Raw genomic sequence first — 25,283 nt, 5'->3', positions numbered from 1 at the left:
GTACGGTCGTCGCTGCGGGTCAGGCCCTGACGAGAGGCTAGTACCAGCACATGAAAGTCGTCGTCGTCGAGTCGCCGGCCAAGGCCAAGACGATCAATAAGTATCTCGGCCGCGACTACGAGGTCCTCGCCTCGTTCGGCCATATCCGCGACCTTCCGGCCAAGGACGGCTCCGTCGATCCGGAGGCGGACTTCCACATGCTGTGGGAGCTCGACGACCGCGGATCGAAGCGCGTCTCCGACATCGTCAAGGCGCTGAAGGGGGCCGACGGCCTGATTCTCGCCACCGATCCGGATCGCGAGGGCGAGGCCATCTCCTGGCACGTGGTCGAGGCGCTCACCGCCCGCCGCGCCCTCAAGGGCATGCCGGTGGAGCGCGTGACCTTCAACGCGATCACCAAGGCGGCGGTGGAGACCGCCATGCGCCAGCCCCGGCAGATCGACCAGGCCCTGGTCGACGCCTACCTGGCGCGCCGGGCGCTGGACTACCTCGTCGGCTTCAACCTCTCGCCGGTGCTGTGGCGCAAGCTGCCGGGCGCCCGCTCGGCCGGGCGCGTGCAGTCGGTGGCTTTGCGCCTCGTCTGCGAGCGCGAGCGCGAGATCGAGGTCTTCAAGCCGCGGGAATACTGGTCGCTGGTGGCGACCCTGGTGACCGAGACCGGCGCCAGCTTCGAGGCCCGCCTCACCGGCGCCGACGGCAAGCGCATCCAGCGCCTCGACGTCGGCAGCGGCGAGGAGGCGGCGGCGTTCAAGCGCGACCTCGAGCTCGGCACCTTCTCGGTCGGCAGCGTCGAGGCCAAGCCCGCCAAGCGCCACCCCGCCCCGCCCTTCACCACCTCGACCCTGCAACAGGAGGCCTCCCGCAAGCTCGGGATGGCGCCGGCCCAGACCATGCGCGCCGCCCAGAAGCTCTACGAGGGCGTCGAGATCGACGGCGAGACGGTGGGCCTGATCACCTACATGCGGACCGACGGCGTCGACATGGCGCCGGAGGCCATCGCCGATGCCCGCCGGGTCATCGGCCAGGAATACGGTGAGCGCTACCTGCCGGGGAGCCCCCGCAAGTACAGCGTCAAGGCCAAGAACGCCCAGGAGGCGCACGAGGCCGTGCGTCCCACCGACATGGGCCGGCTGCCCAAGACGGTGGCCCGCACCGTCGATGCCGAGCAGGCCAAGCTCTACGAGCTGATCTGGACCCGCACGGTGGCGAGCCAGATGGAATCGGCCGAGCTGGAGCGCACCACGGTGGACGTCGTGGCAGGGGTCGGGCCGCGCAAGCTGGAGCTGCGCGCCACCGGCCAGGTGGTGAAGTTCGACGGCTTCCTCACCCTCTACCAGGAGGGCAAGGACGACGAGGAGGACGAGGACGGCCGGCGCCTGCCGCCGATGAAGGCGGGCGACCCGCTCAAGCGCGAGCGCATCGCCTCGACCCAGCACTTCACCGAGCCGCCGCCGCGCTATTCCGAGGCCAGTCTCGTCAAGCGCATGGAGGAGCTCGGCATCGGCCGGCCCTCCACCTACGCCGCCGTGCTGCAGACCCTGCGCGACCGCGAATACGTGCGGATCGACAAGAAGCGCCTCGTGGCCGAGGACAAGGGCCGCCTCGTCACCGGCTTCCTCGAGAGCTTCTTCAAGCGCTACGTCGAGTACGACTTCACGGCCGACCTCGAGACGCAACTCGACCGGGTCTCGAACGCCGAGATCGACTGGCGCGAGGTGCTGCGGGACTTCTGGCGCGACTTCTCCGCCGCGATCGCCGGCACCAAGGAGCTGCGCGTTGCCGAGGTGCTCGACGCCCTCAACGACCTGCTTGGCGCCCACATCTTCCCCGAGAAGGCGGACGGCTCGAACCCGCGCACCTGCCCGACCTGCGGTTCCGGCCAGCTCTCCCTGAAGCTCGGCAAGTTCGGCGCCTTCGTGGGCTGCTCGAACTATCCGGAGTGCAAGTACACCCGCCAGCTCGCCGCCTCGGGCGTCGAGGGCGACGGCGAGGGCTCGTCCGAGAACGGCGGCCAGCCCGGCACGCGGGTGCTCGGCAACGACCCCGTCTCCGGCCTGCCCGTGACGGTGCGCGACGGCCGCTTCGGCCCCTTCGTCCAGCTCGGCGAGGCCTCGACCGAGAAGGAGGCCCCGAAGCCCAAGCGCTCGTCGATCCCGAAGGGCACCAGCCCGTCCTCGGTCGACCTGGAGATGGCCCTGAAGCTGCTCTCCCTGCCGCGCGAGGTGGCCCGCCACCCCGAGACCGGCGAGCCGATCCTGGCCAATCTCGGCCGCTTCGGACCCTACGTGCAGCACGGCAAGATGTACGCGAATCTCGGGCGCGACGACGACGTGCTGGAGATCGGCGCCAACCGGGCCATCGACCTCATCGTGGCCAAGGAGCAGGGCGGGGGTCGGCGCGGGCCGGCGGCCGATCCGGGCCGTCCCCTCGGCGAACACCCGGAGACGGGCAAGCCCATCGTGGTCAAGTCGGGCAAGTACGGTCCCTACGTCACCGACGGCACCACCAACGCGACCCTGCCCAAGACGCTCGCCGCCGAGGCCATCGACCTGCCCCAGGCGCTGGAGCTGATCGCCGCCCGGGAAGCCGCGGGCGGGGGCAAGAAGAAGGCCCCGGCCCGCAAGGCGGCGGGCGCCAAGGCCCCGGCGAAGAAGGCCCCGGCGAAGAAGGCGGCGGCCAAGACAGGGCCGGTGAAGAAGGCTTCCGCGGAGACGGGGGAGGCGGATGCGGTGCCAGCCGAGGCGTCGGCCCCCAAGAAGGCAGCTGCAAAGACAGCGGCTCCGAAGAAGACGGCTCCGAAGAAAGCGGCGGCCAAGAAGGCGGCGACGCCCGACGCCGACACGCCCGCCGCGGCACGCCGGAAGGCCTAGGACCGGTGGCCGGGGTGCCGGCCGCTGTCACACCGGTGCCATGCGGGCCGGCTAGCGGGAGAGGTCGCCACCCGCCGTCCCCTCGCCTACACGGACCCGCCGCATGACCGAACCGACGCGCACCCGCTCGCAGGCCGCGGAGGCCGCCGAGGATCGCGGGTCGAACGACAGCGCGAATCCGACCTTCGGCGACGTGGTGGCGGCCCGCTTCGACCGGCGCGACCTCCTGCGCGGTCTCCTCGGCGTCGGCGCCATCGCGGCGGTGGTGACGCCCCGCGCCCTGGCCGCCGGCGCTGCGCAGGCGGCGGAAGCCCCCGGCACCCGCTTCCCCTTCGCTGAGATCGAGGCCGGATCGGACGCGCACCATCACGTCGCCGCCGGGCACGACGCCGAGATCCTGATCCGCTGGGGCGACCCGGTGCTGCCCGGCGCGCCGGCCTTCGACCCGCGCAACCAGACGGCGGCCGCGCAAGCGCAGCAATTCGGCTACAACAACGATTTCGTGGGCTACTTCCCGATGCCGGGGGCGGCCGACCCGGCGTCGCACGGCCTCCTGGTGGTCAACCACGAATACACAAACGAGGAACTCATGTTCCCCGGCCTCGGCCGCCAGGACGGCAAGGCGGTCGACTTCAAGGGCATGACCCGGGACCTCGTCGACATCGAGATGGCGGCCCATGGCGGCTCGGTCATCGAGATCCGGCGCCGGGACGGCCGCTGGACGGTGGTGCCGGATTCGAAATACGCCCGTCGCATCACCGCCACGACGCCGATGGCGCTGACCGGCCCGGCCGCCGGCAGCGACCGGGTGAAGACCGCCGCCGACCCCGGCGGCCGGTCGGCCCTCGGGATGATCAACAACTGCGCCGGCGGCACGACCCCCTGGGGGACGTGGCTGACCTGCGAGGAGAACATCAACTACTACTTCTCCGGCGCCTTGGCCGAGGGCTCGCCGGAGGCCGCCAACCACAAGCGCTTCAACCTGCCGGCCGGCGCCTATGCCTGGGGCCGCTACCACGAGCGCTTCGACGTCGGACACGAGCCGAACGAGCCCAACCGCTTCGGCTGGGTGGTGGAGATCGACCCGTTCGACCCGACGAGCGTTCCGAAGAAGCGCACGGCCCTGGGGCGCTTCAAGCACGAGGGCGCGGCCGGCATCGTCGCCAAGCAGGGTCAGTACGTGATCTACCAGGGCGACGACGAGCGCTTCGACTACGTCTACAAGTTCGTCACCCTGGGCCGGGCCGACAGCGGCGACCGCGACCTTCTCGATTCCGGCACCCTGCATGTCGCCCGCTTCGACGCCGACGGGCGCGGCACCTGGATGCCGCTCGTCTTCGGCCAGGGGCCGCTGACGCCGGAGAACGGCTTCGCCTCGCAAGGAGACGTGGTGATCGGCGCCCGCCTCGCCGCCGACCGGCTCGGGGCCACCAAGATGGACCGGCCCGAGGACGTCGAGGCCAACCCGAAGACCGGCAAGGTCTACGTGATGCTGACCAACAACGGGAAGCGCAGGGCGGATCAGGTCGATGCCGCCAACCCGCGCGCCGACAACCGATTCGGCCACATCGTCGAGCTCACCCCCGACGACGGCGACCATGCCGCCACCGGATTCGCCTGGGAGATCCTGGTCCGCTGCGGCGATCCGAGCGTCGCGGCGGTGGGCGCCACCTTCTCGTCGGCCACCACGGCGAACGGCTGGTTCGGCATGCCGGACAATTGCTCGGTCGACGGCCTCGGCCGGCTCTGGGTCGCCACGGACGGCAACGCGCCCTCGCGGACAGGGCGCAACGACGGCATCTGGGCGGTGGAGACGGAAGGGCCGGGCCGCGGCACGGGCAAGCACTTCTTCCGCGTGCCCCACGGCGCCGAGATGTGCGGGCCCTATTTCACCCCCGACGACACCACCTTCTTCGTGGCCGTCCAGCATCCCGGCGAGGCCGACGAGGAGGACCCGAAGGCGGTGCCCGCCACCTTCGAGGCGCCCGCCACCCGCTGGCCCGACTTCGACCCGGCGATGCCGCCGCGCCCCGCCGTGCTGACGATCACCCGCCGCGGCGGCGGTCACGTCGGGACCTGAGGCGCCCCATGGCGGACGCCTCTCCGCAGCGATCGTCCGATCGCGCCACCGTCAGGCCTTCTTAACCACCCTCATACCATGTCATGGGGTGGTACGCCCTGTGCGGCGGGGGCTTCCGGCTCCCGCCCCGCGGAGCGGGAACCCCTTTCTGTTTCCGGTTTGTTCCGGTATGGTGAGAGGATGAAGGCGAATGCTGCACGGTCTCCCTCTGCGATCCGGCCCGCGAAGCCCGCGGCCGCACCATCACCCGCGCGAGGCGCTCCGGTGAGCGACCCCGCACGCGATCTCTTCGCCGGCGGCAAGGCGCCCCTGCCGAAGCCCAGCGGGCGCCGCAAGCTCGACGCCGCCGTGGCGCCGATCGCACCGCCGCCCGCCTCGGCGGAAGCCGGCTACGACGCCTCCACCATCGAGGTGCTGGAGGGGCTGGAGCCGGTGCGGCGCCGCCCCGGCATGTATATCGGCGGCACCGACGAGCGCGCCCTGCACCACCTCTTCGCCGAGGTGATCGACAACTCGATGGACGAGGCGGTGGCGGGCCATGCCAGCTTCATCGAGGTGGAGCTGGAGGAGAGCGGCCACCTCGTCGTCACCGACAACGGCCGCGGCATTCCTGTCGACCCGCACCCGAAATACGAGAACAAGTCCGCCCTCGAGGTCATCATGACCGTCCTGCATGCGGGCGGTAAGTTCGACTCGAAGGTCTACGAGACGTCCGGAGGCCTGCACGGCGTCGGCATCTCGGTGGTCAACGCCCTCTCGGACGAACTCGAGGTCGAGGTCGCCCGCGGCCAGACCCTCTACCGCCAGACCTTTTCGCGGGGCCACGTGCAGGGTCCCCTGGAGACTGTCGGCCGGGTGCAGAACCGGCGCGGCACCCGCGTGCGCTTCCACCCCGATGCGGAAATCTTCGGGGCGCTGAAGTTCGACCCCCGCCGCCTGTTCAGGATGGCGCGCTCCAAGGCCTACCTGTTCGGCGGGGTCGAGATCCGCTGGCGCTGCGCCCTCGCTCTCCTGGAGGGCATGGACGACGTGCCGGCCGAGACCGTGCACCGCTTCCCCGGGGGCCTGCGCGACTATCTCGCCCGCGATCTCGAGGGCAAGGAGCTCGTCACCGACGCGATCTTCTCCGGCAAGATCACCAAGCCGGGCGGGCACGGCTCCCTGGAATGGGCCGTGGCCTGGATGGTCACCGACGACGGCGTCTCGGCCTCCTACTGCAACACCATCCCGACCGCGGAGGGCGGCACCCACGAGAGCGGCCTGCGCGTCGCCCTGCTGCGCGCCCTGCGCGAGCATGCCGAGCGCGTCGGCCAGGCCAAGCGCATGACGGCGGTGACCACCGATGACGTCATGGCGACCTGCGCCTCGATGCTCTCGGTCTTCATCCGCGAGCCCGAGTTCCAGGGCCAGACCAAGGACAAGCTCGCCACCGTCGAGGCCTCGCGCATCGTCGAGACCGCGATCCGCGACGCCTTCGATCATTGGCTCGCCGCCTCCCCGGCCCAGGCCAACAAGCTGCTCGACTGGGTGATCGACCGGGCCGAGGAGCGCCTGCGCCGGCGCCAGGAGAAGGAGGTTGCGCGCAAGTCCGCCACCCGCAAGCTGCGCCTGCCGGGCAAGCTCGCCGACTGCTCCAAGGCCGGCATGGCCGGCTCGGAGATCTTCATCGTCGAGGGCGACTCGGCCGGCGGCTCGGCCAAGCAGGCGCGCGACCGCGCCACCCAGGCGATCCTGCCCCTGCGCGGCAAGATCCTCAACGTCGCCTCGGCGAGCCGGGACAAGCTCGGCGCCAACCAGCTGATCTCGGACCTGACCCAGGCGCTGGGGTGCGGCACCGGCACCGGCTACCGCTCGGAGGACCTGCGCTACGAGAAGGTGATCATCATGACGGACGCCGACGTCGACGGCGCCCACATCGCCTCGCTGCTGATCACGTTCTTCTACCGGCAGATGCCCAAGCTGATCGACCGCGGGCACCTCTACCTGGCGATCCCGCCGCTCTACCGGATCAGCCAGGGGGCCAAGACGGCCTATGCCCGGGACGACGACCACAAGGCGCAGCTGATCAAGACGGTGTTCAAGAACGGCAAGGTCGAGATCGGCCGCTTCAAGGGCCTCGGCGAGATGATGCCGGCGCAGCTGAAGGAGACCACCATGGACCCCAAGAAGCGCACGCTCCTGCGGGTCGAGGTGCTGGACGAGGCCCGCGATTCCACCGGGGACGCGGTCGAGCGGCTGATGGGCAACAAGCCCGAGGCGCGCTTCACCTTCATCTCCGAGCGCGCGGCCTTCGCCGACGGGGCCGAGCTCGACATCTGAACGCCGATCGCCCGCGCCTTCGGGATTCCGGGGGCGCGGGCGACGATCTGCGGTTCCCGAGCGGGCGTCCGCCTCGAAGGGGAGCCCAAACGCAAGAAAGCCCGGCCGCGAGGCCGGGCTTTCTTGTTGACCGGGGCCCGCGCGACCGGATCGATCGCGCGGGAGGCCGTTGGTTCAGATCCTAGTAGGAGCCGAACTTGTAGTTCAGGCCGGCGCGGACGACGGCGAACTCGGTGTCGCGCACCTGACGGCCGCCGCTGACCAGGACGACGCCCGGGCTGGTGGTGGTGACGACGTTGCCGACGTTGTTGACCGCGAAGGCGCCGTTGTTGCGGTTGCCCTGGTCGAGGTTCACGTACAGACCTTCGATCTTCAGCGTGACGGCCGAGGACTTGAAGAAGTTCAGGAACGAGTCGGTGGGGAGCGCGTACTCGACGCCGCCGCCGGCAGCCCAGCCGGTCTGGAAGTCGTCGCGGCTGGAGTTGGTCAGACCGAAGTCACGACCGCCGCCCGAACCGTAGGCGAAGCCGCCGGTGCCGTACACGAGGGTGCGGTCGAAGGCGTAGCCGAGGCGGCCGCGGACGGTGCCGAAGTAGTCGAGGCCCGAGACGCCGGCCGGGTTGAAGACCTGCTGGGCGGCCAGCGGGCCGGTCGAGGAGAAGCGGTTCCGGTCACGACCGAAGTCGACGTACTGGGCGTCGGCCTCGACACCGATCACGACACCGGAGCCCGGGGTGAACTGGTAGTTGTAGCCGACCTGACCACCGCCGACGAAGCCGTCGTTGCTGCGGCCGTTGCCGAAGGCGACGACAGCGGTCGAGCCCGGCAGGACGAGCGTGCTGGCGCCGTTCACGCCGATGACGGTCGCCTGGTTGTTGCTGGAGGCGTCGAAGCCGTAACCGGCGTTGAAACCAGCGTAGAAGCCGGTCCAGGTGAACACCGGCACCGGCACGAACACCGGGGGAGCCGCGCGGCGCGGAAGGTCAGCGGCCGAAGCGACGGCAGTCAGGCCGGCGAGCACGGTGGAGGCGAGAAGCAGTCTTTTCATTGGTTTACCTGGTCCTGGTTGGCGAGAGCCGGCGCGCTTGTAGTCCCTGGCCGACGCGAGGTCTGTCGCTTTCCTGCAACAAGGCCACCTATTAGGCCCCCAGATGTCAAAGAAGGGTAAAGGTTAGCGGCGGGTCATCATGACCTTTGCGCATCGGTGCCATCACGCACATTCAGCGGAAATAGATCAGCGCTGCATTGTAAGCCGATTGTTGAAATCAAGGCCCTTCGCAACACTTTCTTGAGATCCGATCTCTCGGCAGAATTATGCTTCTGTCCGCGCCGCACCGGAGTTTTCCTGCATCCTGCGGATCGCCGCTTGCCGGATGTCGGCAACGCGACGCGGTCGCCGGGGTGACGTCGCGCCGTGCGGGTCAGGCGGCCCGTGCGGATGCGGCGCGATCGCCGAGGCGGGCGCGGCCGGCGGCGGCCGGGCCTCAGGCCTGCCTCAGGTCGGCAGAGGCGAGCGTCCGGGATAGGCGATCACGGCAACCGGGAGGTTGAGGCCGTCTTATGAAGGGCCCGGACGAGCCCCAGAGGCGAGGGGGGCGGCCTCGGCCCGCGACATCGGCGGCTCCGTACCCGGGCGCTCCACGAGGATCGCCAGCCCCTGCCCCCTCGCCCGGGGCGACGGGGCGTGGCTCCCAGCCGTCGGCGCCGGAACCGGGAGACCCGTCACGAGAGGCCGGGCGCCCGACCGGGGCGAGCCCGCGCCCTCACTCGGCATCGCAGGGCGCGGGCGTCAGGCGCGGGCCAGCAGGGTGGCGAGCGCCGGCGACAGGCCGATGCTGGCGAGCGAGGGAGCCGTACCCGCCGCGCGCCCTCCCCCGGCGGCGGCCAGCACCGCGCGGGTCCCGGCTTCCACCGAGCAGAGCACCGGTGCCGGGACGGCGGGCTGGATGCGGGCCTCGAGCCCGGCCAGGGCCGCGCCGCCGAGGATCACCGCCTCGGCGCCGTCCTCCCGGACGCAGGCGGTGCAGGCCGCCGCCAGGAGGCCGAGGGCCGCCTCCGGATCGGCGGCGATCTCGGCGCCGGTGGGCGCCACCGTGCGCACGCCGGTCAGGCGCCCGCCGAGGCCGAGGCCGGCGACGAACTCCGTGAGCATCGGCCCCCACAGGACGCCGCCCGTGACGATGGCGAAGCGCCGGCCGTCCGCGCCGGCGGCCCGGCAGGCGGCCTCCGCCATCCCGACCACCGGCACGGGGGAGACCTCCCGCAGGGCGGCGAGGCCGGGATCGCCGAAGCAGGCGAGATAGACCGCGTCGCAGCCGGCTCCGTGTTCGGCGAAGGCGTCGAGGGCCGCGTGCCCGGCGATCGCCGCCGCGGCGCGGCTGGAGATGTAGCGCGCTCCGAACCGGCCGGTGGCGGGCACCAGGGCGACCCCCTCCCCGGCGATCGCCCGGACATGGCCGGCCACCAGGTCGGTGACGGAGGCGGTGGTGTTCGGATTGATGAGCAGGATGCGCACGGGCGGGCCTCGGTCCGGGTCGGGATCGCGACGGCCGAGGCAAGGGGCCGGCCAGCGGTTCCGGTCGCCGGACGCATCGGTCATGAGGCGCATCGGCTTGCGGATAAGCCGTCCTGTGCGGGTTCCTCTCGATTGACAAGGCCGTGCAAGGCCCTAAGTGTCCCCCGCAACGCGTGTGCGCGGCGGGTCGTGTGTCGAAGCCGCCCCTGATGCCAGCCGTCGCCGTGTCGATGTCCTCCGCGCCGGTTGGTCCATTCCCGCGCGCAACGGTTCTCATAGAATATGTCTTTTGCCGACCTCGGATTGAGCGACAAGGTCCTCCAGGCCGTCACGGCGGCCGGTTATTCCGAGCCCACGCCGATCCAGGCCCAGGCCATCCCCCACGTGCTCGCGCGCCGCGACGTCCTCGGCATCGCCCAGACCGGCACCGGCAAGACGGCGGCCTTCACGCTGCCGATGCTGACGCTCCTGGAGAACGGCCGGGCCCGCGCCCGCATGCCGCGCACGCTGATCCTGGAGCCGACCCGCGAGCTCGCCGCCCAGGTGGTGGAGAATTTCGACCGCTACGGCATCAACCACAAGCTCAACGTCGCCCTGATCATCGGCGGCGTCTCCTTCGCCGAGCAGGACGCCAAGCTGATGCGCGGCACCGACGTGCTGATCGCGACGCCGGGCCGCCTCCTCGACCATTTCGAGCGCGGCAAGCTGCTGCTCACCGGCGTCGAGCTCCTCGTCATCGACGAGGCCGACCGGATGCTCGACATGGGGTTCATCCCCGACATCGAGCGCATCGTGAAGATGGTGCCCTTCACGCGCCAGACGCTGTTCTTCTCCGCCACCATGCCGCCGGAGATCGAGCGGCTGGCCGACATGTTCCTGCACACGCCGCAGCGGATCGAGGTGGCCCGGCCCGCCTCCACCGCCTCGACCATCGTGCAGAAGCTCGTGGCGACGAGCTCGGAGGGGCACGAGAAGCGCGACCTGCTGCGCCGTCTCATCCGCGGCGAGGCCGAGCTGAATAACGGCATCATCTTCTGCAACCGCAAGCGCGACGTGGCGCTGCTGCAGAAGTCGCTCGCCAGCCACGGCTTCAACGTGGCGGCCCTGCACGGCGACATGGACCAGCGCGCCCGCACCATCGCCCTCGACGGGTTCCGCTCGGGCGAGGTGCCGCTCCTGGTGGCCAGCGACGTGGCGGCGCGCGGGCTCGACATCCCGGCCGTGAGTCACGTCTTCAACTTCGACGTGCCGCACCACCCGGAAGACTACGTGCACCGCATCGGCCGGACCGGCCGCGCCGGGCGCGCCGGCCATGCCTTCACGCTGGTGAGCCGGGCCGACGAGCGCTCGCTCCACGCCATCGAGGCGCTGATCGGCCAGCCGATTCCCTGGGCCGAGGGCGACCTCGCCTCGGTGCCCGAATCCGCCCCCTCCGCCGAGGGCGGCGAGTCGACGCGCACCCGCTACCGCGGCAAGTCCGGCCGGCAGGTCCGGGGTGGAGAGGGCCGCAAGCCCGAGGGCCGGAGGTCCGAGGGACGCGCCGCATCGGCCGGACGGGCGGAGCCGAGGGCCGAGGGCGCCCGGTCCGACGCCGCGAGGCCGGAGGCCGGCGACCGGCCCGAGATGGCGGCGGAGGAGCGCGCGCCGAAGCGGGAGGGGCGCCGCGACGCCCGCGGCGGACGCACCGCGCGCCGCGGCCCGTCCGAGCGTCCGGCTCCGGAAGCGGAGGCCGCACAGGATCTCGCGCCCGCCCCCGCGGCGCAGACCCAGCCGCGTTCGCCCCGGCCCGAGCGGAATTCGGAGCGGTCCCGCGAGGAGCGTCGGCCGCCTCGTCGCCGCGGCGAGGAGGACGAGGGCGAGACGCCGGTCGGCCTCGGCTCGCACGTGCCGGCCTTCCTGTTGCGTCCGGCCGTGGTCAAATCGTCCAAATAGACCAGTACTGCCAGTAGAACGGCACGCTAAGTCGTTCGTCCACGTCGACCTTAACCGCATCTCCACGAACGTGACCGCATGATGCTCGTCATGGGGACGCTCCGGGATCGCGCCGGGTGGACGGGACGGTTGGACGAACGATGGCTGGCAGTCATGGCGACAGCGACCGGAGCTTTGCGCTCGCCGAGCGTGCCAACGCGCTGCTTCGTGATTATGGCCCGTCGGCCGAGCCGCGCGCCTATGCCGTCTGGTACGCCTACGTCTCGGGCACCCAGCCGCACATGAACGACGCCGTGAAGCGCCTCACGGCGGCCGCCGGGCGGCTGACCGAGGCGGATGTCGACGGCCTCTACGGAACCTACCTCGATCCCGCGCGCCTCTCGTCCGTCACCGAGCGGGCGAGCAACAGCGTGCTCTCGGAGATCGCCGGGGTGATGGAGGTGCTGGACCTCTCCCTGGGCTCCACCGCCCAGTACGACGCCTCGCTGCGCGACCTGGCGAAGGACCTCGACGGCACCGTTCCCACCGCGGCCAGCGTACACAAGGTCGTCGCCGCCCTGGTGGCGACCACCCGCGAGGTCACCGCCAACAACCGCACTCTCGAGGCGCGCATGCGCGAGAGCCGGCGCGAGATCGAGACCCTGCGGGAGACCCTGGAGGCGACGCGCCTGGAGAGCCTCACCGACCCGCTCACCGGATTGTCGAACCGCAAGCAGTTCGAGGACAGCCTGTGCCAGCTGGTGCAGGGCGCCTCCGCCTCCGCCCCGGCCTGCCTGATCGTCATCGACGTCGATTCTTTCAAGCGCTTCAACGACGTCTACGGCCACATCACCGGCGACCAGGTGCTGCGCCTCGTGGCCATGGTCATGCGCGAGCACGTCAAGGCCCGCGCCGTCCTCGCCCGCTTCGGCGGCGAGGAATTCGCCATGCTGCTCCCCGGCACGGACCGGGCGGCGGCCTTCGCCATCGCCGAGACGGTGCGGACCAGCGTGATGGCGCGCGAACTGGTGAAGCGCTCCACCGGCGAGTCGCTCGGCAAGATCACGATCTCCCTCGGCCTGGCGGTGCACCGCCCGGGCGACACGGCGGTCTCGCTGCTCGAGCGCGCCGACCAGTGCATGTTCAGGGCCAAGCGCGACGGCCGCAACCGCACGGTCGACGACGCCGACAGGGACCTGTCGAGCGTCGCCTGACCTCGGACTCCGTGGCCCCGACCCCGCGCTCAGGCGCCGGCGTGGACCGCCTCGGGGTTCACGGGGGTGATCGCCACGGACTCGCCGCAGCCGCAGGCCGAGGTCTGGTTCGGGTTGTTGAACACGAACTGGGACGAGAGCTTGTTGGTCTGGAAGTCCATCTGCGTCCCGAGCAGGAACAGCAGCGCCTTCGGATCGACGAAGACGGTGACGCCGCGATCCTCGACCTTGTCCTCGCCGGGCTTCTGCGCCTCGGCATATTCCATGGTGTAGGACATGCCGGCGCAGCCGCCGTTCTTCACGCCGACGCGCAGGCCGGCGATGGGGCGGTCCGCATCGGCGATGATGGCCTTGATGCGTGTCGCCGCCGCGTCGGTCAGCGACAGGACCTTGAACTTCGATGCCATGATGTCTCTCCGACGGCCGGGTTCAAGGCCCGGGCGGGTGAGGGTGATTGAACCCGGTTAAGATAAGGATTGCGGAGCCCGGGGTCCATGGCCGGCCGCGCGGGAAGCGACGCCCTGTGGTAGGGTGGCGCGAGGGAAGGCAAGGAAGGATCGTCATGGCAGACGCCGCACGCCTCACCATGACGCCCGAGGATTTCTTCGTCTGGCAGCGCGACCAGGACGAGCTCTACGAACTCGTCGACGGCCACCCGGTGCCGCGGCACCGGATGATGACCGGGGCCAGTATGCAGCATGACCGGGCGACGGTGAACCTCATCGTCAGCCTCGGGACGCAACTGCGCGGGACATCCTGCCGTCCGACCACCGCCGACATCGCGCTCCGGACCAGCATCCGGGGCTTGCGCCGGCCGGACGTGATGGTCGAGTGTGCGCCCCTGATCCAGGACACCTACGAGGCGCGCGAGCCGAAGCTGGTGGTCGAGGTGGCATCGCCCTCCACCACGACGATCGACCAGACCCGCAAGGTCGAGGAGTACAAGCGCCACCCGACCCTGGCCTACATCCTCTTGGTCGAGACGCTGAAGCCGCAGGCCCTGCTCTACCGGCGCCTGGGAGACGGATGGGACATCGAGACCTTCGAGGGTCTCGAGGCCGTCATCGACCTGCCCGCCATCGGCGCGACGCTCGCGATGGCGGATATCTATGACGGGCTGAGCTTTCCGCCACGCCGGGATCTCGCTGCCGAGGCCTGAGCCTCCGCTACCACATGTCCAGGGCGACGCGGGCCTCGTCGGACATCCGGCTCTGGTCCCACGGCGGGTCGAACACCATGGTGACGGCGCAGGACTGCACGCCCGGTACGGCGGCGACCGCCGTCTCGACCCAGCCCGGCATCTCGCCGGCCACGGGGCAGCCCGGGGCGGTCAGGGTCATGTCGATGGCGACCTTGCGGTCGTCGGCGATGTCGACCTTGTAGATCAGGCCGAGCTCGTAGATGTCGGCCGGGATCTCGGGATCGTAGACGCTCTTGAGGGCGACGACGATGTCGTCGGTCAGGCGGTCGAGTTCCTCGGGCGGGATCGCCGAGTCGCTCGCGATGGTGGGGGTGTTGGCCCCGCCGGTGATGGCCGAATCGGTCATGGCTCTGTCTCTCGTCTCGGGTCGCCTGCGCCGCGCGGCGCCGCCGACTGAAAAATCGTCAGGCGAACATCATCTCGGCCTTGGCCAGGGCCTCGGCGAGGGCGTCCACTTCCTGCGTCGTATTATACAGGCCGAAGGAGGCGCGACAGGTGGAGGTCGCGCCGAAGCGGGTGAGGAGGGGCATGGCGCAGTGCGTGCCCGCCCGGATCGCGACGCCGTAGCGGTCGATCACGGTGGCGATGTCGTGGGCATGCGCCCCCTTCATCTCGAAGGCGATGACGCCGCCCTTGCCCTGGGCGGTGCCGATCATCCGCAGGGAATTCATGGCCCCGAGGCGCTCCTGGGCGTAGCCGAGCAGGGACGCCTCGTGGGCGGCGATCTTCTCGCGGCCGACCCCCATCATGAACTCGAGCGCGGCGCCGAGACCCACCGCCTCGATGATCGCGGGCGTGCCCGCCTCGAAGCGGTGCGGCGGGTCGTTGTAGGTGACCGAGTCCTGGCTCACGGTGCGGATCATCTCGCCGCCGCCCTGGTAGGGGGGCAGGCGCTCCAGCCAGTCCTTCTTGCCGTAGAGCACGCCGATGCCGGTGGGGCCGTAGACCTTGTGGCCGGTGAAGACGAAGAAGTCGCAGTCGAGCGCCTTCACGTCGATGGGCTGGTGGACGGCGCTCTGGGCCCCGTCGAGGAGCACCGGCACGCCGTGGGCATGGGCGATGCGGACGATCTCCCGGGCCGGCGTCACCGTGCCGAGCACGTTCGACATGTGGGTGATCGCCACCATCCTGGTGCGGGGCGTGAACAGCTTTTCGTACTCTTCCAGCAGGAAGTTCCCCGCGTCATCGACGGGAGCCCACTTGATGACGGCGCCGCGACGTTCGCGCAGGAAATGCCAGGGCACGATGTTGGAATGGTGCTCCATGATCGAGAGGATGATCTCGTCCCCCTCCCCGATCAGGCCGGCCCAGCCCATGGACGAGGCCACGAGGTTGTAGGCCTCGGTCGCGTTGCGGGTGAAGATGATCTCGTCGGTGGAGGCGGCGTTGAGGAATTGCCGCGTGGTTTCGCGGGCGCCCTCGAACCCCTCGGTGGCGGCGTTCGCCATGAAGTGCAGGCCGCGATGGACGTTGGCGTAGCCCGTCTCCATGCAGGTCACCATCGCGTCGATGACCGCACGCGGCTTCTGGGACGAGGCCGCGTTGTCGAGATAGACCAGCGGCCGGCCATAGACCTTCTCGGCGAGGATCGGGAATTGGGCCCGGATCGCCTCGACGTCGTAGGGCTGGAGATCTGCGGGCTGGGTGAGGACGGGTGCGTTCATGCCTGGACCTGTTTCGTGTCCGACCCTCCCCCCTCTGCGGGGAAGGGTGCCTCGCGGAGCGAGGCGGGAGAGGGGCAGCGCTGCCGCTCGATCGCGTGTTCCACCGTGTCGATCACGACGCTGAGATGACTGACAACCAAGTCGTTCGGGAAACGAAGAACTTGAAAGCCTTGGTGGTCGAGCCAAGCATCGCGCTTCGCGTCGCGTGCCCGCCGGAGTTTCGTTTCATGCGGTTCGCCGTCGAGTTCGACGACCAGCCGTGCCAACGGACAGAGGAAATCAACGATGTAAGGCGCGATAGGCACCTGCCGCTTGAATTTATGGCCGTTGAGACGACCACTTCGAACCTGCTCCCAGAAAAGGGCCTCGGCCCTGGTCATCAGGCGCCTCTGCTCCCGAGCAAAGGCGCGCAGATGGGGTGAGATCTCGTTCAGCTTTAGCGGTCTGTCCATCGATCTAACCCTCACCATCATCCTTCTCCCCTCTGCGGGAGAAGGTGGCCCGCGGAGCGGGTCGGATGAGGGGAGCGGCCTATCCGAAGCCGTCGACCCCTCTCCCGCCTGCTCCGCAGGCACCCTCCCCCGCAGAGGGGGGAGGGTTTCGTCAGCCGCGCGCCGCGAGCCACGCCTCGATGGTGCCGACCAGCGCCTCGCGGGCGCCGTCGTGGCTGACCGACTCGATGGCCGCGCCGAGGAAGGCCTGGACCAGCAGGCTCTCGGCCTGGGCCTTCGGCAGCCCGCGCTGCATCAGGTAGAACAGCAGGTCCTCGTCGAGGGCGCCGCAGGTGGCGCCGTGGCCGCAGGCGACGTCGTCGGCGAAGATCTCCAGCTCGGGCTTGTTCATCATCTGGCCTTCGTCGGACAGGATGAGGCAGGCCGACATCATCTTGCCGTCGGTCTGCTGGGCCGCCTGCTGGACGATGATCTTGCCCTGGAACACGCCCGTGGCCTCGCCGTCCACCACGGTCTTGAACAGCTCGCGGCTGACGCCGCCGGTGGCGGCATGGTCGGCCAGGAAGGTGGTGTCGGCGAGCTGGCGGCCGTTGAGCATGGCCGCCCCGTTCACCACCGCGCGGCCGTCGGCCCCGGCGAAGTTCAGGTAGACCTGGTGGCGCGAGAGCACGCCGCCGACGACCACGTTGACGGTCTCGACCGCCGAGGCGGCGCCGAGCTTCACCGAGAGCGTCGAGAGGGCCACGGCCTCGCGGCCCTCCGCGTTGAGGCGGGCGTGCCGGAAGGTGGCATTGTCGGCCACCGTCACGTCGAGGGCGTCGTTGGGCTGGTAGGCGACGCCGTCCGGCCCCTCGTGGCTCTCCAGCACCATGACCTCGGCACCCTCCCCCAGCACCACGAGGGCGCGGGTGGCGGTGGAGAAGGCCTGGGCGCCGGAGGCGACGAAGCGCAGGTGCAGCGGCGTCTCGACCTTGGCGCCGGGCTCGACGGCGATCAGCGCGCCATCCGCCAGGAAGGCGGTGTTGAGCTGGTAGATCGGGTTCTCGGAGGCCTGGCGCACCGGCGTCAGCCGGTCGAGATGCGCGTGGCCCTCGGTGAGCGCCCGGGTCAGCGGCGTGACCGTGACGCCGGCCGGGATGCGACCGAGATCGGATTCGGCCTCGATCAGGTGGCCGTTGACGAAGGTGAGGCGTACGGCCTCGATCCCGGCAAAGCCCTTGGCGCTGGCCACGGCGGCCTGCGCGACCTCGGCCGAGGGCATCTCGGCGGGGTGGGCGGCATCGCGAAACGCCGAGCGCAGGTCGGTGTACTTGAAGGCCTCGACGCGACGGGTCGGCAAGCCGACCGCCTCGAAGTAGCGGAACGCCTCCTCGCGGGCGATCGAGACGCCCGTGGGGTACTTCATCCTGGTGGCTTCGAAGAGCTTGGACAGCCCGGTCTCGGCCGCGGTGCGGAGGGGGGTGATGTCGGCCATGGTCAGGCAGCCTCGCCCGTCCGGTACTCGGCGTAGCCCGAGGCCTCAAGGGCCTTGGCGAGGTCCTTGTCGCCCGATTTCACGATCTGGCCCTGCGACATGACGTGGACCACGTCCGGCACGATGTAGTCGAGCAGGCGCTGGTAGTGGGTGATGACCAGGAAGGAGCGGCCTTTCGCACGCAGGGCGTTGACGCCCTCGGAGACGATGCGCAGGGCATCGATGTCGAGGCCGGAATCGGTCTCGTCGAGGACGCAGAACTTCGGCTCCAGCAGGGCCATCTGCAGGATCTCCATGCGCTTCTTCTCGCCGCCGGAGAACCCGACGTTGAGGGCGCGCTTGAGCATGTCCTTGTTGATCTCGAGCTTCTCGGCCGCCCCGTTCACCCGGCGGATGAAGTCGGGGGTGGAGAGCTCGCCTTCGCCCCGCGCGCGGCGCTGGGCGTTCAGGGTCGCCTTGAGGAAGGTCATGGTGCCGACGCCCGGGATCTCCAGCGGGTACTGGAAGGCCAGGAACACGCCCGAGGCGGCGCGCTCGTCGGGGCTCATCTCGAGGATGTTCTCGCCGTCGAGCAGGATCTCGCCGTCGAGGACTTCATAGTCCTCCTTGCCGGCGATGACGTAGGAGAGGGTCGACTTGCCCGAGCCGTTCGGCCCCATGATGGCCGCGACCTCGCCGTCGTTCACGGTGAGGTTGAGGCCGTTGAGGATCTGCTTGTCCTCGATGGCGACCACGAGGTTCTTGATTTCGATCATGAAAGGTTAGTCCTAGAAATGGTGCCGACGATGGCACGCGGCCGGATCGTCAGAGAAATTTTTGAAGCGCAGCGATCACGGCGACGGCTGCCGCGATAATCGCTCCGAGCTTCACGGTCATTCGGAGTTCAAGTTCTCGGAGCGAGCCGTCGATCTCCGCCTTGAACGATTTCAGGTCCGCCCGCAGGGCCTTTTCCATATCGACCAGATCCGCTCTGGTCGCGGAATCGGCGAGGATCATGTCCCGCGCCAGCTCGGCATGGGCGATGGCCTGTTCGCGTCCGACCCCCACCTGTTCAAGGCGTTGGGTGAACTTGAGGGTGTCGAACGCGAAGGCCATGGCGTTTTCTCAGCCCACCGAGCCTTCAAGGCTGATCGAGATCAGCTTCTGGGCTTCGACGGCGAACTCCATCGGCAGCTGCTGCAGCACGTCGCGGACGAAGCCGTTGACGATGAGCGCGGTCGCCTCCTCGTTGGAGAGGCCGCGCTGCTGGCAGTAGAACATCTGGTCTTCCGAGATCTTCGAGGTGGTGGCCTCGTGCTCGAACTGCGCGGAGCTGTTCTTGGACTCGATGTACGGCACGGTGTGCGCGCCGCACTGGTCGCCGATCAGGAGCGAGTCGCAGTTGGTGAAGTTGCGCGCGCCCGTGGCCTTGCGGTGTGCCGAGACGAGGCCCCGGTAGGTGTTCTGCGAGCGTCCGGCCGAGATGCCCTTCGAGATGATCCGGCTGGTGGTGTTCTTGCCGAGATGGATCATCTTGGTGCCGGAATCGACCTGCTGCATGCCGTTCGAGACCGCGATCGAGTAGAACTCGCCGCGGGAATTGTCGCCGCGCAGGATGCAGGACGGGTATTTCCAGGTGATCGCCGAGCCGGTCTCGACCTGCGTCCACGAGATCTTCGAGTTGGCGCCGCGGCAATCGCCGCGCTTGGTCACGAAGTTGTAGATGCCGCCCTTGCCCTCGTTGTCGCCCGGGTACCAGTTCTGGACGGTGGAGTACTTGATCTCGGCGTCGTCGAGGGCGACGAGCTCGACCACGGCGGCGTGGAGCTGGTTGTCGTCGCGCTTCGGAGCGGTGCAGCCCTCGAGATACGAGACGTAGGAGCCCTTGTCGGCGATGATCAGCGTGCGCTCGAACTGGCCGGTGTCGCGCTCGTTGATGCGGAAATAGGTCGACAGTTCCATCGGGCAGCGCACGCCCGGCGGGATGTAGACGAACGAGCCGTCGGAGAAGACCGCCGAGTTCAGGGTCGCGAAGAAGTTGTCGGTCACGGGCACGACCGAGCCGAGGTACTTGCGCACTAGGTCGGGGTACTCGCGGATGGCCTCCGAGATCGGCATGAAGATCACGCCGGCCTTCGACAGCTCGGCCTTGAAAGTGGTGGCCACCGAGACGGAGTCGAACACCGCGTCGACCGCGACCCGGCGCTCGGGGGCGATGCCCTCCAGCACCTCGACCTCGCGCAGCGGAATGCCCAGCTTCTCGTAGGTCTTGAGGATCTCGGGGTCGATCTCGTCCAGCGACATCGCCGCCGGGCGCTTCGGGGCCGCGTAGTAGTAAATGTCCTTGTAGTCGACTTTGTCGTAGGAGACCCGCGCCCAGTCGGGCTCCTGCATGGTCTGCCAGCGCTTGTAGGCGTCCAGGCGCCAGGCCAGCATCCACTCGGGCTCGTCCTTCTTGGCCGAGATGAAGCGGATCACGTCCTCGGAGATGCCCTTGGCGGACTTCTCCATCTCGATCGTGGTCTCGAACCCGTACTTGTACTGGTCGAGGTCGATCGAGCGGACCCGGTCGATGGTTTCCTGCACTGCAGGCATTACACGTCTCCTGACATGCCCGGCGTCAAGGGCCGGGTGTGGGTCGGATGGCTTGGGAAGGCGGCACTCACGCCGCGTGCCCCTGCCGTCGATATAGGGTCTCCACCAAGCGTTCGCAGGCGGCGCGACACCGCGCTGCGTCGCTTTCGGTGCTGTTCCACCCGAGGCTCACGCGCAGGGCCCCTGCGGCCAGCGCAGGGGTGACGCCCATGGCCGCGAGGACCGGCGAGCGGGCGACCTTGCCGGAGGCGCAGGCCGAGCCGGAAGAGATCGCGACGCCCGAGAGGTCCAGCCGCATCAGCGCCGTCGGGGCGTCGAGCCCCGGGACGGCGAAGTTCAGGGTGTTGGGCAGGCGCGGGGCGCCGGCACCGAACACCACGAGGTCGGGTGCGCAGGCGCGCAGGCCGTCCTCGATGCCGTCGCGCAGATCCGCGAGGTGCTCCGCCCGCGCGGGATCGGCGAGGTCCGCGGCGACCCCCAGCCCGACGATGCCGGGCAGGTTCTCGGTGCCGCCGCGCAGGCGCGCCTCCTGGCCGCCGCCGCGCAGGAAGCCCGCGCCCAGGGTCACGCCCTCGGCGAGCACCAGGGCGCCGACTCCCTTGGGCGCGCCGAACTTGTGGCCCGAGAGGCTGAGGGCGTCGAGGCCGAGGGACGCCATGTCCAGGGGGATCTTGCCGACCGCCTGGACCGCGTCCGAATGCACCAGTGCGCGGCCATGCGCCCGGGCCAGGGCGACGATCGCCGGGAGCGGCTGGATCACGCCGGTCTCGTTGTTGGCGGCATGGATCGAGATCAGAACGTCCGTCCCGGCATGCCGGGCGAGCAGGGCTTCCAGGGCGCCGAGATCGATCACGCCGGCCGTGTCCACCGGCACCCGGTCGACCGCCTCCGCCGGGAAGCGGTGCCCGGCCGAGACGCAGGGATGCTCGGTGTCGCCGATGAGGAGGCGCGTCGGTGCGGGACGTCCCGCCCGCGCCAGGGCACCGGAGAGGACCGCGTTGGCAGCCTCGGTGCCGCCGCTGGTGAAGATCACCCGGCCCGTCCCCGCCCCGACCCGCCGGGCCACCGCGTCCCGGGCATTCTCCAGGGCGGCCCGGGCCGCCCGGCCCTCCGCGTGGATCGACGAGGGGTTGCCGGTCAGGGTGAGCGCCCGCGCCACGGCAGCCGCCACCTCCGGCCGAACCGGTGAGGTCGCGTTGTGGTCGAGGTAGGCGCGGGGCGAAGTCATCCGGGAAAAACCACTGGCAGCGTCAAGGTCGAAAACGACAAATCCTTGCTTTTGCCCCCCACGATCATGCTAAGGCCCGGACACGATACGTGTTCCGGTCGCCTCTCGTGCGGGGAACGCGCCGGTCCGAAGCTGGCTCGAACGACGCTTGTTTAGAACGATTCTAGTTCGCTAGAATTATTCTAAGAGCGCTTTTAGGTTCGTGGCCGGACGAGTCAAGGCACGCCTCACGGCTTTGCCCAGGCGTCGGATGCGCGCGAGTTCCCGCCGAGCCGGCGATCCACCGCGCGATGCCCGCCCGGGCCATCCGCTCAGGAGTGTTGGTTCCCATGCCCGAAGTCATCTTCACCGGTCCCGCCGGCCGTCTCGAGGGGCGCTACCAGGCGCCCAAGAAGAAGGGCGCGCCGATCGCGATCGTGCTGCATCCGCACCCCCAGTTCGGGGGTACGATGAACAATCAGATCGTGTACAATCTTTTCTACACCTTCGCCAATCGCGGCTTCGCGGCCCTGCGCTTCAACTTCCGCGGCGTCGGCCGCAGCCAGGGCGCGTTCGACCACGGCACCGGCGAGCTCTCCGACGCGGCCTCGGCCCTCGACTGGGTGCAGTCGGTGAACCCGGAGGCCCGCGCCTGCTGGATCGCCGGCGTCTCGTTCGGCTCGTGGATCGGCATGCAGCTGCTGATGCGCCGCCCCGAGATCGAGGGCTTCATCTCGATCGCCGCGATGGCCAACCGCTACGACTTCACCTTCCTGGCGCCCTGCCCGTCGTCGGGCCTGTTCGTGCACGGCTCCGAGGACCGGGTCGCCCCGGCCCGCGAGGTGATGCCGGTGATCGAGAAGGTGAAGACCCAGAAGGGCGTCATCATCGAGCACCAGATGGTGGAGGGCGCCAACCACTTCTTCGACGGCAAGGTCGACGAGCTGACCCAGACCGTCGACACCTATCTCGACAAGCGCCTCGGCCCGAAGCCCGAGGCGGCCTGAGGCGCAGGCCGCGCCGCGGCGATCGGTGGAAGAATCCCGGCGGAGCCTTCGGCTTCGCCGGTTTTTTCCGGGGACGGCCGGCTCTGCCCGATGTCAAGTTCGCAGGATGCCGGTGGGGCCTACGCCTTGATGAGGGCCGTGAAATCCGACCATTGCTCGACGCGGAAGGCCCGCAGATCCCGGACCGAGCGCGAGAACCACGTGAGCCCCTTCAGGGCCGCGATGGCAGAGAACAGCCTCGCCAGATCCTCGTCCTTGCTGGTGTAGAGGCTTACCTGCACCCAATCGAAGCCGTGTCCCGAAAGCGTCGTGCGAATGTCGCTGTAGGCCTGCGAAACGCCCCTGGGATGGTGGGCTTGCGCCTCCGCGACCACGAGGTCGAACGCGATGGCGAACATCAGCGCTCCCGGGGATCGTCCAGGATGTCGGCGAGCCGGTAATCGACTTCCTCACGCGTCTCCAGCACACGAATCCGCATCGTCCGGTCGCCGTCCGGAAGCGGATCGCCCACGCTGACGATCTCATAGACGGGACCGACCTGCCCGAAGCGGCGCCAGGTTCCGACCAAGCCCTGGACGTTGGGGAATGAGGCGGGCGCCATGTCGTTCATCCCGGTATCCTACAGCGATTCCGGCGACCGCCTAGCGGAGAACGAAGACGGGTCTCGTCCTCACGCCTTGGCGTGCACCACCGGCACGGCGGGCGCGCCCTCCCACTCGGAATGGGCCGGGATCGACTCGCCCTTCATGACGATGGTGAGCGGGCGCAGGCGGGCGTAGTCGCCGACCTTGGTGTCGTAGAGCACCGTCGAGAAGGCGCCCACCGAGACGCCGCGGCCGACCTCGACCCGGCCGACCTTCATGATGCGGTCCTCGTAGAGGTGGGTCTGCAGGGCGGAGGTGCGGTTGATGGTGGCGAAGTCGCCGATGGTGACGCAGTCGAACTCGGTGATGTCGGTGGTGAGCATGCATACGCCCTGCCCGACCTTCACGCCGAGGAGCCGCAGCATCCAGGGCAGGAAGGGGGTTCCGACGAGGTGCTCCAGCAGCACCTTGCCGGCGAGACCCCAGTACAGCACCGCGACCGCCTCGGTGCGCATGGCCCACCACGACCACATCGGCTGCATGCCGGGCTTGTAGACGCCCATCAGCAGCCACTTCACCGCGATGACCGTGAACGACTGGATGAAGGCGATGGCGACGGAGACGGCCACGAAGCTGATCGCGAGGCCGGTCCAGTCCTGGGCCAGGATCGCCGGGTAGAAGTAGAAATCGATCGCCGAGATCGCGAGGGTGATGAACAGCATCGGCGAGAACGAGGTCGAGAACGCCTCGAAGATGCCGCGCCGGAGCTTCGGGCCGATGCCGGGCTCGTAGGTCTGGGTGTTCGAGCCGAGATCGACCCGCTGCCGCGAGGGCAGCTTGATCGGCGGCGAGCCGAACCAGGTGTCGCCCGGCGTCATCAGGTGGTTGGCCGGAGGCTTCGACTTGATGCCGATGAGCACGTCCTGCGGGATGACGGCGCCCGGCGGCACCACGGCGTCGTTGCCGACGAAGACGCGCGGGCCGGTATGGACCTCGTGCATCGTCATCCAGCCGCGCCGGATCTCCTCCTCGCCGAACACCACCTCGTCGGCGATGAAGTTGCGCGCGCCGATATCGGCCAGGTCGTAGCGCCCGGCGAGGTTGGTGGAGATCTCGGCCCCCTGCCCCATCCGGGCGCCCATCAGGCGGTACCAGGCCCGCATGTAGACCGTGGCGAACAGGGAGGAGAGCGTCTCCAGCGTCACCTCCGCGGCCAGTGCCACCGCCCACTTGCGCATGTAGAAGCCGCTGTAGATCGAGTGGGTGCCCGAGGAGACGCGGGGCAGTACGACCCAGCGGATCGCCGCGATCAGCAGCACCGTGCCCGCCGTCATCAGCATGGCGGTCGGCCAGGTCAGCAGCGGCAGGTACCAGTGATAGTCGATGTCGGTGATGTCGCCGAGGGAATCGCTGAGCTGGTCGAAGATGTAGAAGGCCGGGAAGATCGGCAGCAGGCCGATGGCGGGGATCGCCGCCAGCAGGAAGGTGTAGAGCGCCGCGAAGGCGAAGCGCCGCCCGGGCGAGGCCGTGGCGGGCGCGGGCAGCGCCTCCGGGTCAGCCTCGCCGACCTTGCGCCCGGGCGAGCCGTCCCAGATCTCGGCCGCACCCACCCGCGTGCCGGTCGGGATGGTGGTGAGGTCCCCGATCTCGGCATGGTCGCCGATGACCGTGTCTGGCCCGATGACACAGGAGGCGCCGATGGCGACGTCGGCGCCGATGCGGACGCGCCCGATGATCAGCGCGTCGCCCACCACCTCCGCGTTGGCAATGACGAGGCGCCCGCCCAGCGAGGCGCCGGGGCCGACGCTGAGGAGGTCCGGCGCGCCGATCTCGGCGTCGGAGATCAGCGCGTCCTTGCCGATGTCGGCGCCCAGCAGCCGCAGGTAGAATACGATGGCGGGCGAGCCCTGGAGCCATTTGATGTGGACCAGCGGCGTCAGCCGCTGCGCCAGCCACCAGCGGTAATAGTAGACTCCCCAGAGCGGATAGCGCCCGGGTTTCGTGCGCCCGAGGATCAGCCACTTGGCCGCCACCGCCACCGCCGCCGTCACGGCGTTGATGCCGATATAGACCAGGAGCAGGACGGCGAGTTCGCCGAAGAACCCGAGCCCGCCGCCGGTGAGCAGCAGGTAGGTCACGAAGATGCCGAGCCATTGCGCGGTGGCGAGCGCGATGACGAAGGGCAGGGCCGCGGCTTGCGCGAGGCCGCAG

General features: G+C 69.5%; 20 protein-coding genes and 1 pseudogene. 7 read left to right on the top strand and 14 right to left on the bottom strand.

What is annotated here, in order from left to right; genetic code table 11:
* The first annotated feature begins 50 nt into the window (after positions 1–50).
* The 3 genes from topA (at position 51) to parE (ending at position 7,269) form a co-directional block, all read left to right on the top strand.
* Positions 51–2,870, top strand: coding sequence for a type I DNA topoisomerase (gene topA / locus ACXJY8_RS05880; RefSeq protein ID WP_463777309.1), 2,820 nt, complete (start codon positions 51–53; stop codon positions 2,868–2,870).
* Positions 2,871–2,973: 103 nt separating this feature from the next.
* Complete coding sequence (locus tag ACXJY8_RS05875) at positions 2,974–4,950, top strand: PhoX family protein (protein WP_463777307.1); 1,977 nt, start codon at positions 2,974–2,976, stop codon at positions 4,948–4,950.
* A gap of 264 nt (positions 4,951–5,214) precedes the next feature.
* Positions 5,215–7,269: a DNA topoisomerase IV subunit B gene (parE, locus tag ACXJY8_RS05870; protein ID WP_463777305.1), complete on the top strand. Its 2,055-nt coding sequence runs from the start codon at positions 5,215–5,217 to the stop codon at positions 7,267–7,269.
* Between the two features lie 181 nt (positions 7,270–7,450).
* On the opposite strand, the gene ACXJY8_RS05865 is transcribed toward parE, so the two are convergent.
* The gene (locus ACXJY8_RS05865; protein ID WP_463777302.1) at positions 7,451–8,317 is read right to left on the bottom strand and encodes an outer membrane protein; all 867 of its coding nucleotides are present in this window, start codon (positions 8,315–8,317) and stop codon (positions 7,451–7,453) included.
* Between the two features lie 741 nt (positions 8,318–9,058).
* A complete protein-coding gene (locus tag ACXJY8_RS05860) occupies positions 9,059–9,784 on the bottom strand; it encodes an aspartate/glutamate racemase family protein (RefSeq protein WP_463780423.1) in 726 nt (241 codons plus the stop codon).
* 282 nt (positions 9,785–10,066) lie between these two features.
* On the opposite strand from ACXJY8_RS05860, the gene ACXJY8_RS05855 reads away from it, so the two are divergent.
* Positions 10,067–11,716 carry a DEAD/DEAH box helicase gene (locus ACXJY8_RS05855; RefSeq protein WP_463777299.1) on the top strand — a complete coding sequence of 550 codons (1,650 nt, stop codon included), beginning with the start codon at positions 10,067–10,069 and terminating at the stop codon, positions 11,714–11,716.
* 140 nt (positions 11,717–11,856) lie between these two features.
* Positions 11,857–12,909 (top strand): GGDEF domain-containing protein, encoded by a 1,053-nt coding sequence (locus ACXJY8_RS05850; RefSeq protein ID WP_463777297.1) that lies wholly within the window; start codon positions 11,857–11,859, stop codon positions 12,907–12,909.
* 29 nt (positions 12,910–12,938) lie between these two features.
* On the opposite strand, the gene ACXJY8_RS05845 is transcribed toward ACXJY8_RS05850, so the two are convergent.
* Positions 12,939–13,316, bottom strand: coding sequence for a HesB/IscA family protein (locus tag ACXJY8_RS05845; RefSeq protein ID WP_447678817.1), 378 nt, complete (start codon positions 13,314–13,316; stop codon positions 12,939–12,941).
* Between the two features lie 155 nt (positions 13,317–13,471).
* Here ACXJY8_RS05845 and ACXJY8_RS05840 point away from each other — a divergent pair, with 155 nt between their 5' ends.
* Positions 13,472–14,068: a Uma2 family endonuclease gene (locus tag ACXJY8_RS05840; protein WP_463777293.1), complete on the top strand. Its 597-nt coding sequence runs from the start codon at positions 13,472–13,474 to the stop codon at positions 14,066–14,068.
* Positions 14,069–14,075: 7 nt separating this feature from the next.
* On the opposite strand, the gene ACXJY8_RS05835 is transcribed toward ACXJY8_RS05840, so the two are convergent.
* The 8 genes from ACXJY8_RS05835 to ACXJY8_RS05800 all read right to left on the bottom strand — a co-directional run bounded on the left by ACXJY8_RS05835 (position 14,076) and on the right by ACXJY8_RS05800 (position 21,502).
* Entirely contained in the window at positions 14,076–14,456 is a 381-nt protein-coding gene (locus tag ACXJY8_RS05835) for an SUF system Fe-S cluster assembly protein (RefSeq protein ID WP_463777291.1), read from the bottom strand.
* A 58-nt stretch (positions 14,457–14,514) separates the two neighbouring features.
* Positions 14,515–15,774, bottom strand: a complete 1,260-nt coding sequence (locus tag ACXJY8_RS05830) for a cysteine desulfurase (protein ID WP_463777289.1) — start codon at positions 15,772–15,774, stop codon at positions 14,515–14,517.
* The gene (locus ACXJY8_RS05825) at positions 15,771–16,226 is read right to left on the bottom strand and encodes an endonuclease domain-containing protein (protein ID WP_463777287.1); all 456 of its coding nucleotides are present in this window, start codon (positions 16,224–16,226) and stop codon (positions 15,771–15,773) included. Before ACXJY8_RS05825 ends, ACXJY8_RS05830 begins: the two co-directional genes overlap by 4 nt.
* 151 nt (positions 16,227–16,377) lie before the next feature.
* Positions 16,378–17,700 carry a Fe-S cluster assembly protein SufD gene (gene sufD, locus ACXJY8_RS05820; protein WP_463777284.1) on the bottom strand — a complete coding sequence of 441 codons (1,323 nt, stop codon included), beginning with the start codon at positions 17,698–17,700 and terminating at the stop codon, positions 16,378–16,380.
* 2 nt (positions 17,701–17,702) lie between these two features.
* A complete protein-coding gene (sufC, locus tag ACXJY8_RS05815) occupies positions 17,703–18,455 on the bottom strand; it encodes a Fe-S cluster assembly ATPase SufC (RefSeq protein WP_463777281.1) in 753 nt (250 codons plus the stop codon).
* 49 nt (positions 18,456–18,504) lie between these two features.
* Entirely contained in the window at positions 18,505–18,795 is a 291-nt protein-coding gene (locus tag ACXJY8_RS05810; RefSeq protein ID WP_463777279.1) for a CCDC90 family protein, read from the bottom strand.
* A gap of 9 nt (positions 18,796–18,804) precedes the next feature.
* On the bottom strand, positions 18,805–20,274 hold the full coding sequence (gene sufB, locus ACXJY8_RS05805; RefSeq protein ID WP_056423928.1) for a Fe-S cluster assembly protein SufB: 1,470 nt from the start codon (positions 20,272–20,274) through the stop codon (positions 18,805–18,807).
* Between the two features lie 67 nt (positions 20,275–20,341).
* Positions 20,342–21,502: a cysteine desulfurase family protein gene (locus ACXJY8_RS05800; protein ID WP_463777276.1), complete on the bottom strand. Its 1,161-nt coding sequence runs from the start codon at positions 21,500–21,502 to the stop codon at positions 20,342–20,344.
* Positions 21,503–21,831: 329 nt separating this feature from the next.
* Between ACXJY8_RS05800 and ACXJY8_RS05795 the strand changes: the two genes are divergently transcribed.
* On the top strand, positions 21,832–22,488 hold the full coding sequence (locus ACXJY8_RS05795; protein ID WP_056186925.1) for an alpha/beta hydrolase: 657 nt from the start codon (positions 21,832–21,834) through the stop codon (positions 22,486–22,488).
* Between the two features lie 119 nt (positions 22,489–22,607).
* Here the strand turns inward: ACXJY8_RS05795 and ACXJY8_RS05790 are convergent, their stop codons facing one another.
* The 3 genes and pseudogenes from ACXJY8_RS05790 to ACXJY8_RS05780 all read right to left on the bottom strand — a co-directional run.
* Positions 22,608–22,886: a virulence factor gene (locus ACXJY8_RS05790; RefSeq protein ID WP_463777273.1), complete on the bottom strand. Its 279-nt coding sequence runs from the start codon at positions 22,884–22,886 to the stop codon at positions 22,608–22,610.
* Positions 22,886–23,089 (bottom strand): DUF5397 family protein, encoded by a 204-nt coding sequence (locus tag ACXJY8_RS05785; RefSeq protein ID WP_463777271.1) that lies wholly within the window; start codon positions 23,087–23,089, stop codon positions 22,886–22,888. The genes ACXJY8_RS05790 and ACXJY8_RS05785 overlap by 1 nt, the downstream gene beginning before the upstream one ends.
* Positions 23,090–23,158: 69 nt before the next feature.
* A pseudogene (locus tag ACXJY8_RS05780) lies at positions 23,159–25,261 on the bottom strand (Pls/PosA family non-ribosomal peptide synthetase); the annotation flags it as partial.
* Positions 25,262–25,283 lie beyond the last annotated feature (22 nt).

The organism is Methylobacterium sp. TK31 (assembly GCF_055361545.1).
This window is presented reverse-complemented; position numbering and strand designations above follow the sequence as displayed.

Bases quoted from the DNA above. Each gene is read 5' to 3' on its own strand.
- topA (WP_463777309.1), top strand. From the start codon at position 51: ATGAAAGTCGTCGTCGTCGAGTCGCCGGCCAAGGCCAAGACGATCAAT.
- ACXJY8_RS05875 (WP_463777307.1), top strand. From the start codon at position 2,974: ATGACCGAACCGACGCGCACCCGCTCGCAGGCCGCGGAGGCCGCCGAG.
- ACXJY8_RS05865 (WP_463777302.1), bottom strand. From the start codon at position 8,317: ATGAAAAGACTGCTTCTCGCCTCCACCGTGCTCGCCGGCCTGACTGCC.
- ACXJY8_RS05855 (WP_463777299.1), top strand. From the start codon at position 10,067: ATGTCTTTTGCCGACCTCGGATTGAGCGACAAGGTCCTCCAGGCCGTC.
- ACXJY8_RS05850 (WP_463777297.1), top strand. From the start codon at position 11,857: ATGGCTGGCAGTCATGGCGACAGCGACCGGAGCTTTGCGCTCGCCGAG.
- ACXJY8_RS05845 (WP_447678817.1), bottom strand. From the start codon at position 13,316: ATGGCATCGAAGTTCAAGGTCCTGTCGCTGACCGACGCGGCGGCGACA.
- ACXJY8_RS05840 (WP_463777293.1), top strand. From the start codon at position 13,472: ATGGCAGACGCCGCACGCCTCACCATGACGCCCGAGGATTTCTTCGTC.
- ACXJY8_RS05835 (WP_463777291.1), bottom strand. From the start codon at position 14,456: ATGACCGATTCGGCCATCACCGGCGGGGCCAACACCCCCACCATCGCG.
- ACXJY8_RS05830 (WP_463777289.1), bottom strand. From the start codon at position 15,774: ATGAACGCACCCGTCCTCACCCAGCCCGCAGATCTCCAGCCCTACGAC.
- ACXJY8_RS05825 (WP_463777287.1), bottom strand. From the start codon at position 16,226: ATGGACAGACCGCTAAAGCTGAACGAGATCTCACCCCATCTGCGCGCC.
- sufD (WP_463777284.1), bottom strand. From the start codon at position 17,700: ATGGCCGACATCACCCCCCTCCGCACCGCGGCCGAGACCGGGCTGTCC.
- sufC (WP_463777281.1), bottom strand. From the start codon at position 18,455: ATGATCGAAATCAAGAACCTCGTGGTCGCCATCGAGGACAAGCAGATC.
- ACXJY8_RS05810 (WP_463777279.1), bottom strand. From the start codon at position 18,795: ATGGCCTTCGCGTTCGACACCCTCAAGTTCACCCAACGCCTTGAACAG.
- sufB (WP_056423928.1), bottom strand. From the start codon at position 20,274: ATGCCTGCAGTGCAGGAAACCATCGACCGGGTCCGCTCGATCGACCTC.
- ACXJY8_RS05800 (WP_463777276.1), bottom strand. From the start codon at position 21,502: ATGACTTCGCCCCGCGCCTACCTCGACCACAACGCGACCTCACCGGTT.
- ACXJY8_RS05795 (WP_056186925.1), top strand. From the start codon at position 21,832: ATGCCCGAAGTCATCTTCACCGGTCCCGCCGGCCGTCTCGAGGGGCGC.
- ACXJY8_RS05790 (WP_463777273.1), bottom strand. From the start codon at position 22,886: ATGTTCGCCATCGCGTTCGACCTCGTGGTCGCGGAGGCGCAAGCCCAC.
- ACXJY8_RS05785 (WP_463777271.1), bottom strand. From the start codon at position 23,089: ATGGCGCCCGCCTCATTCCCCAACGTCCAGGGCTTGGTCGGAACCTGG.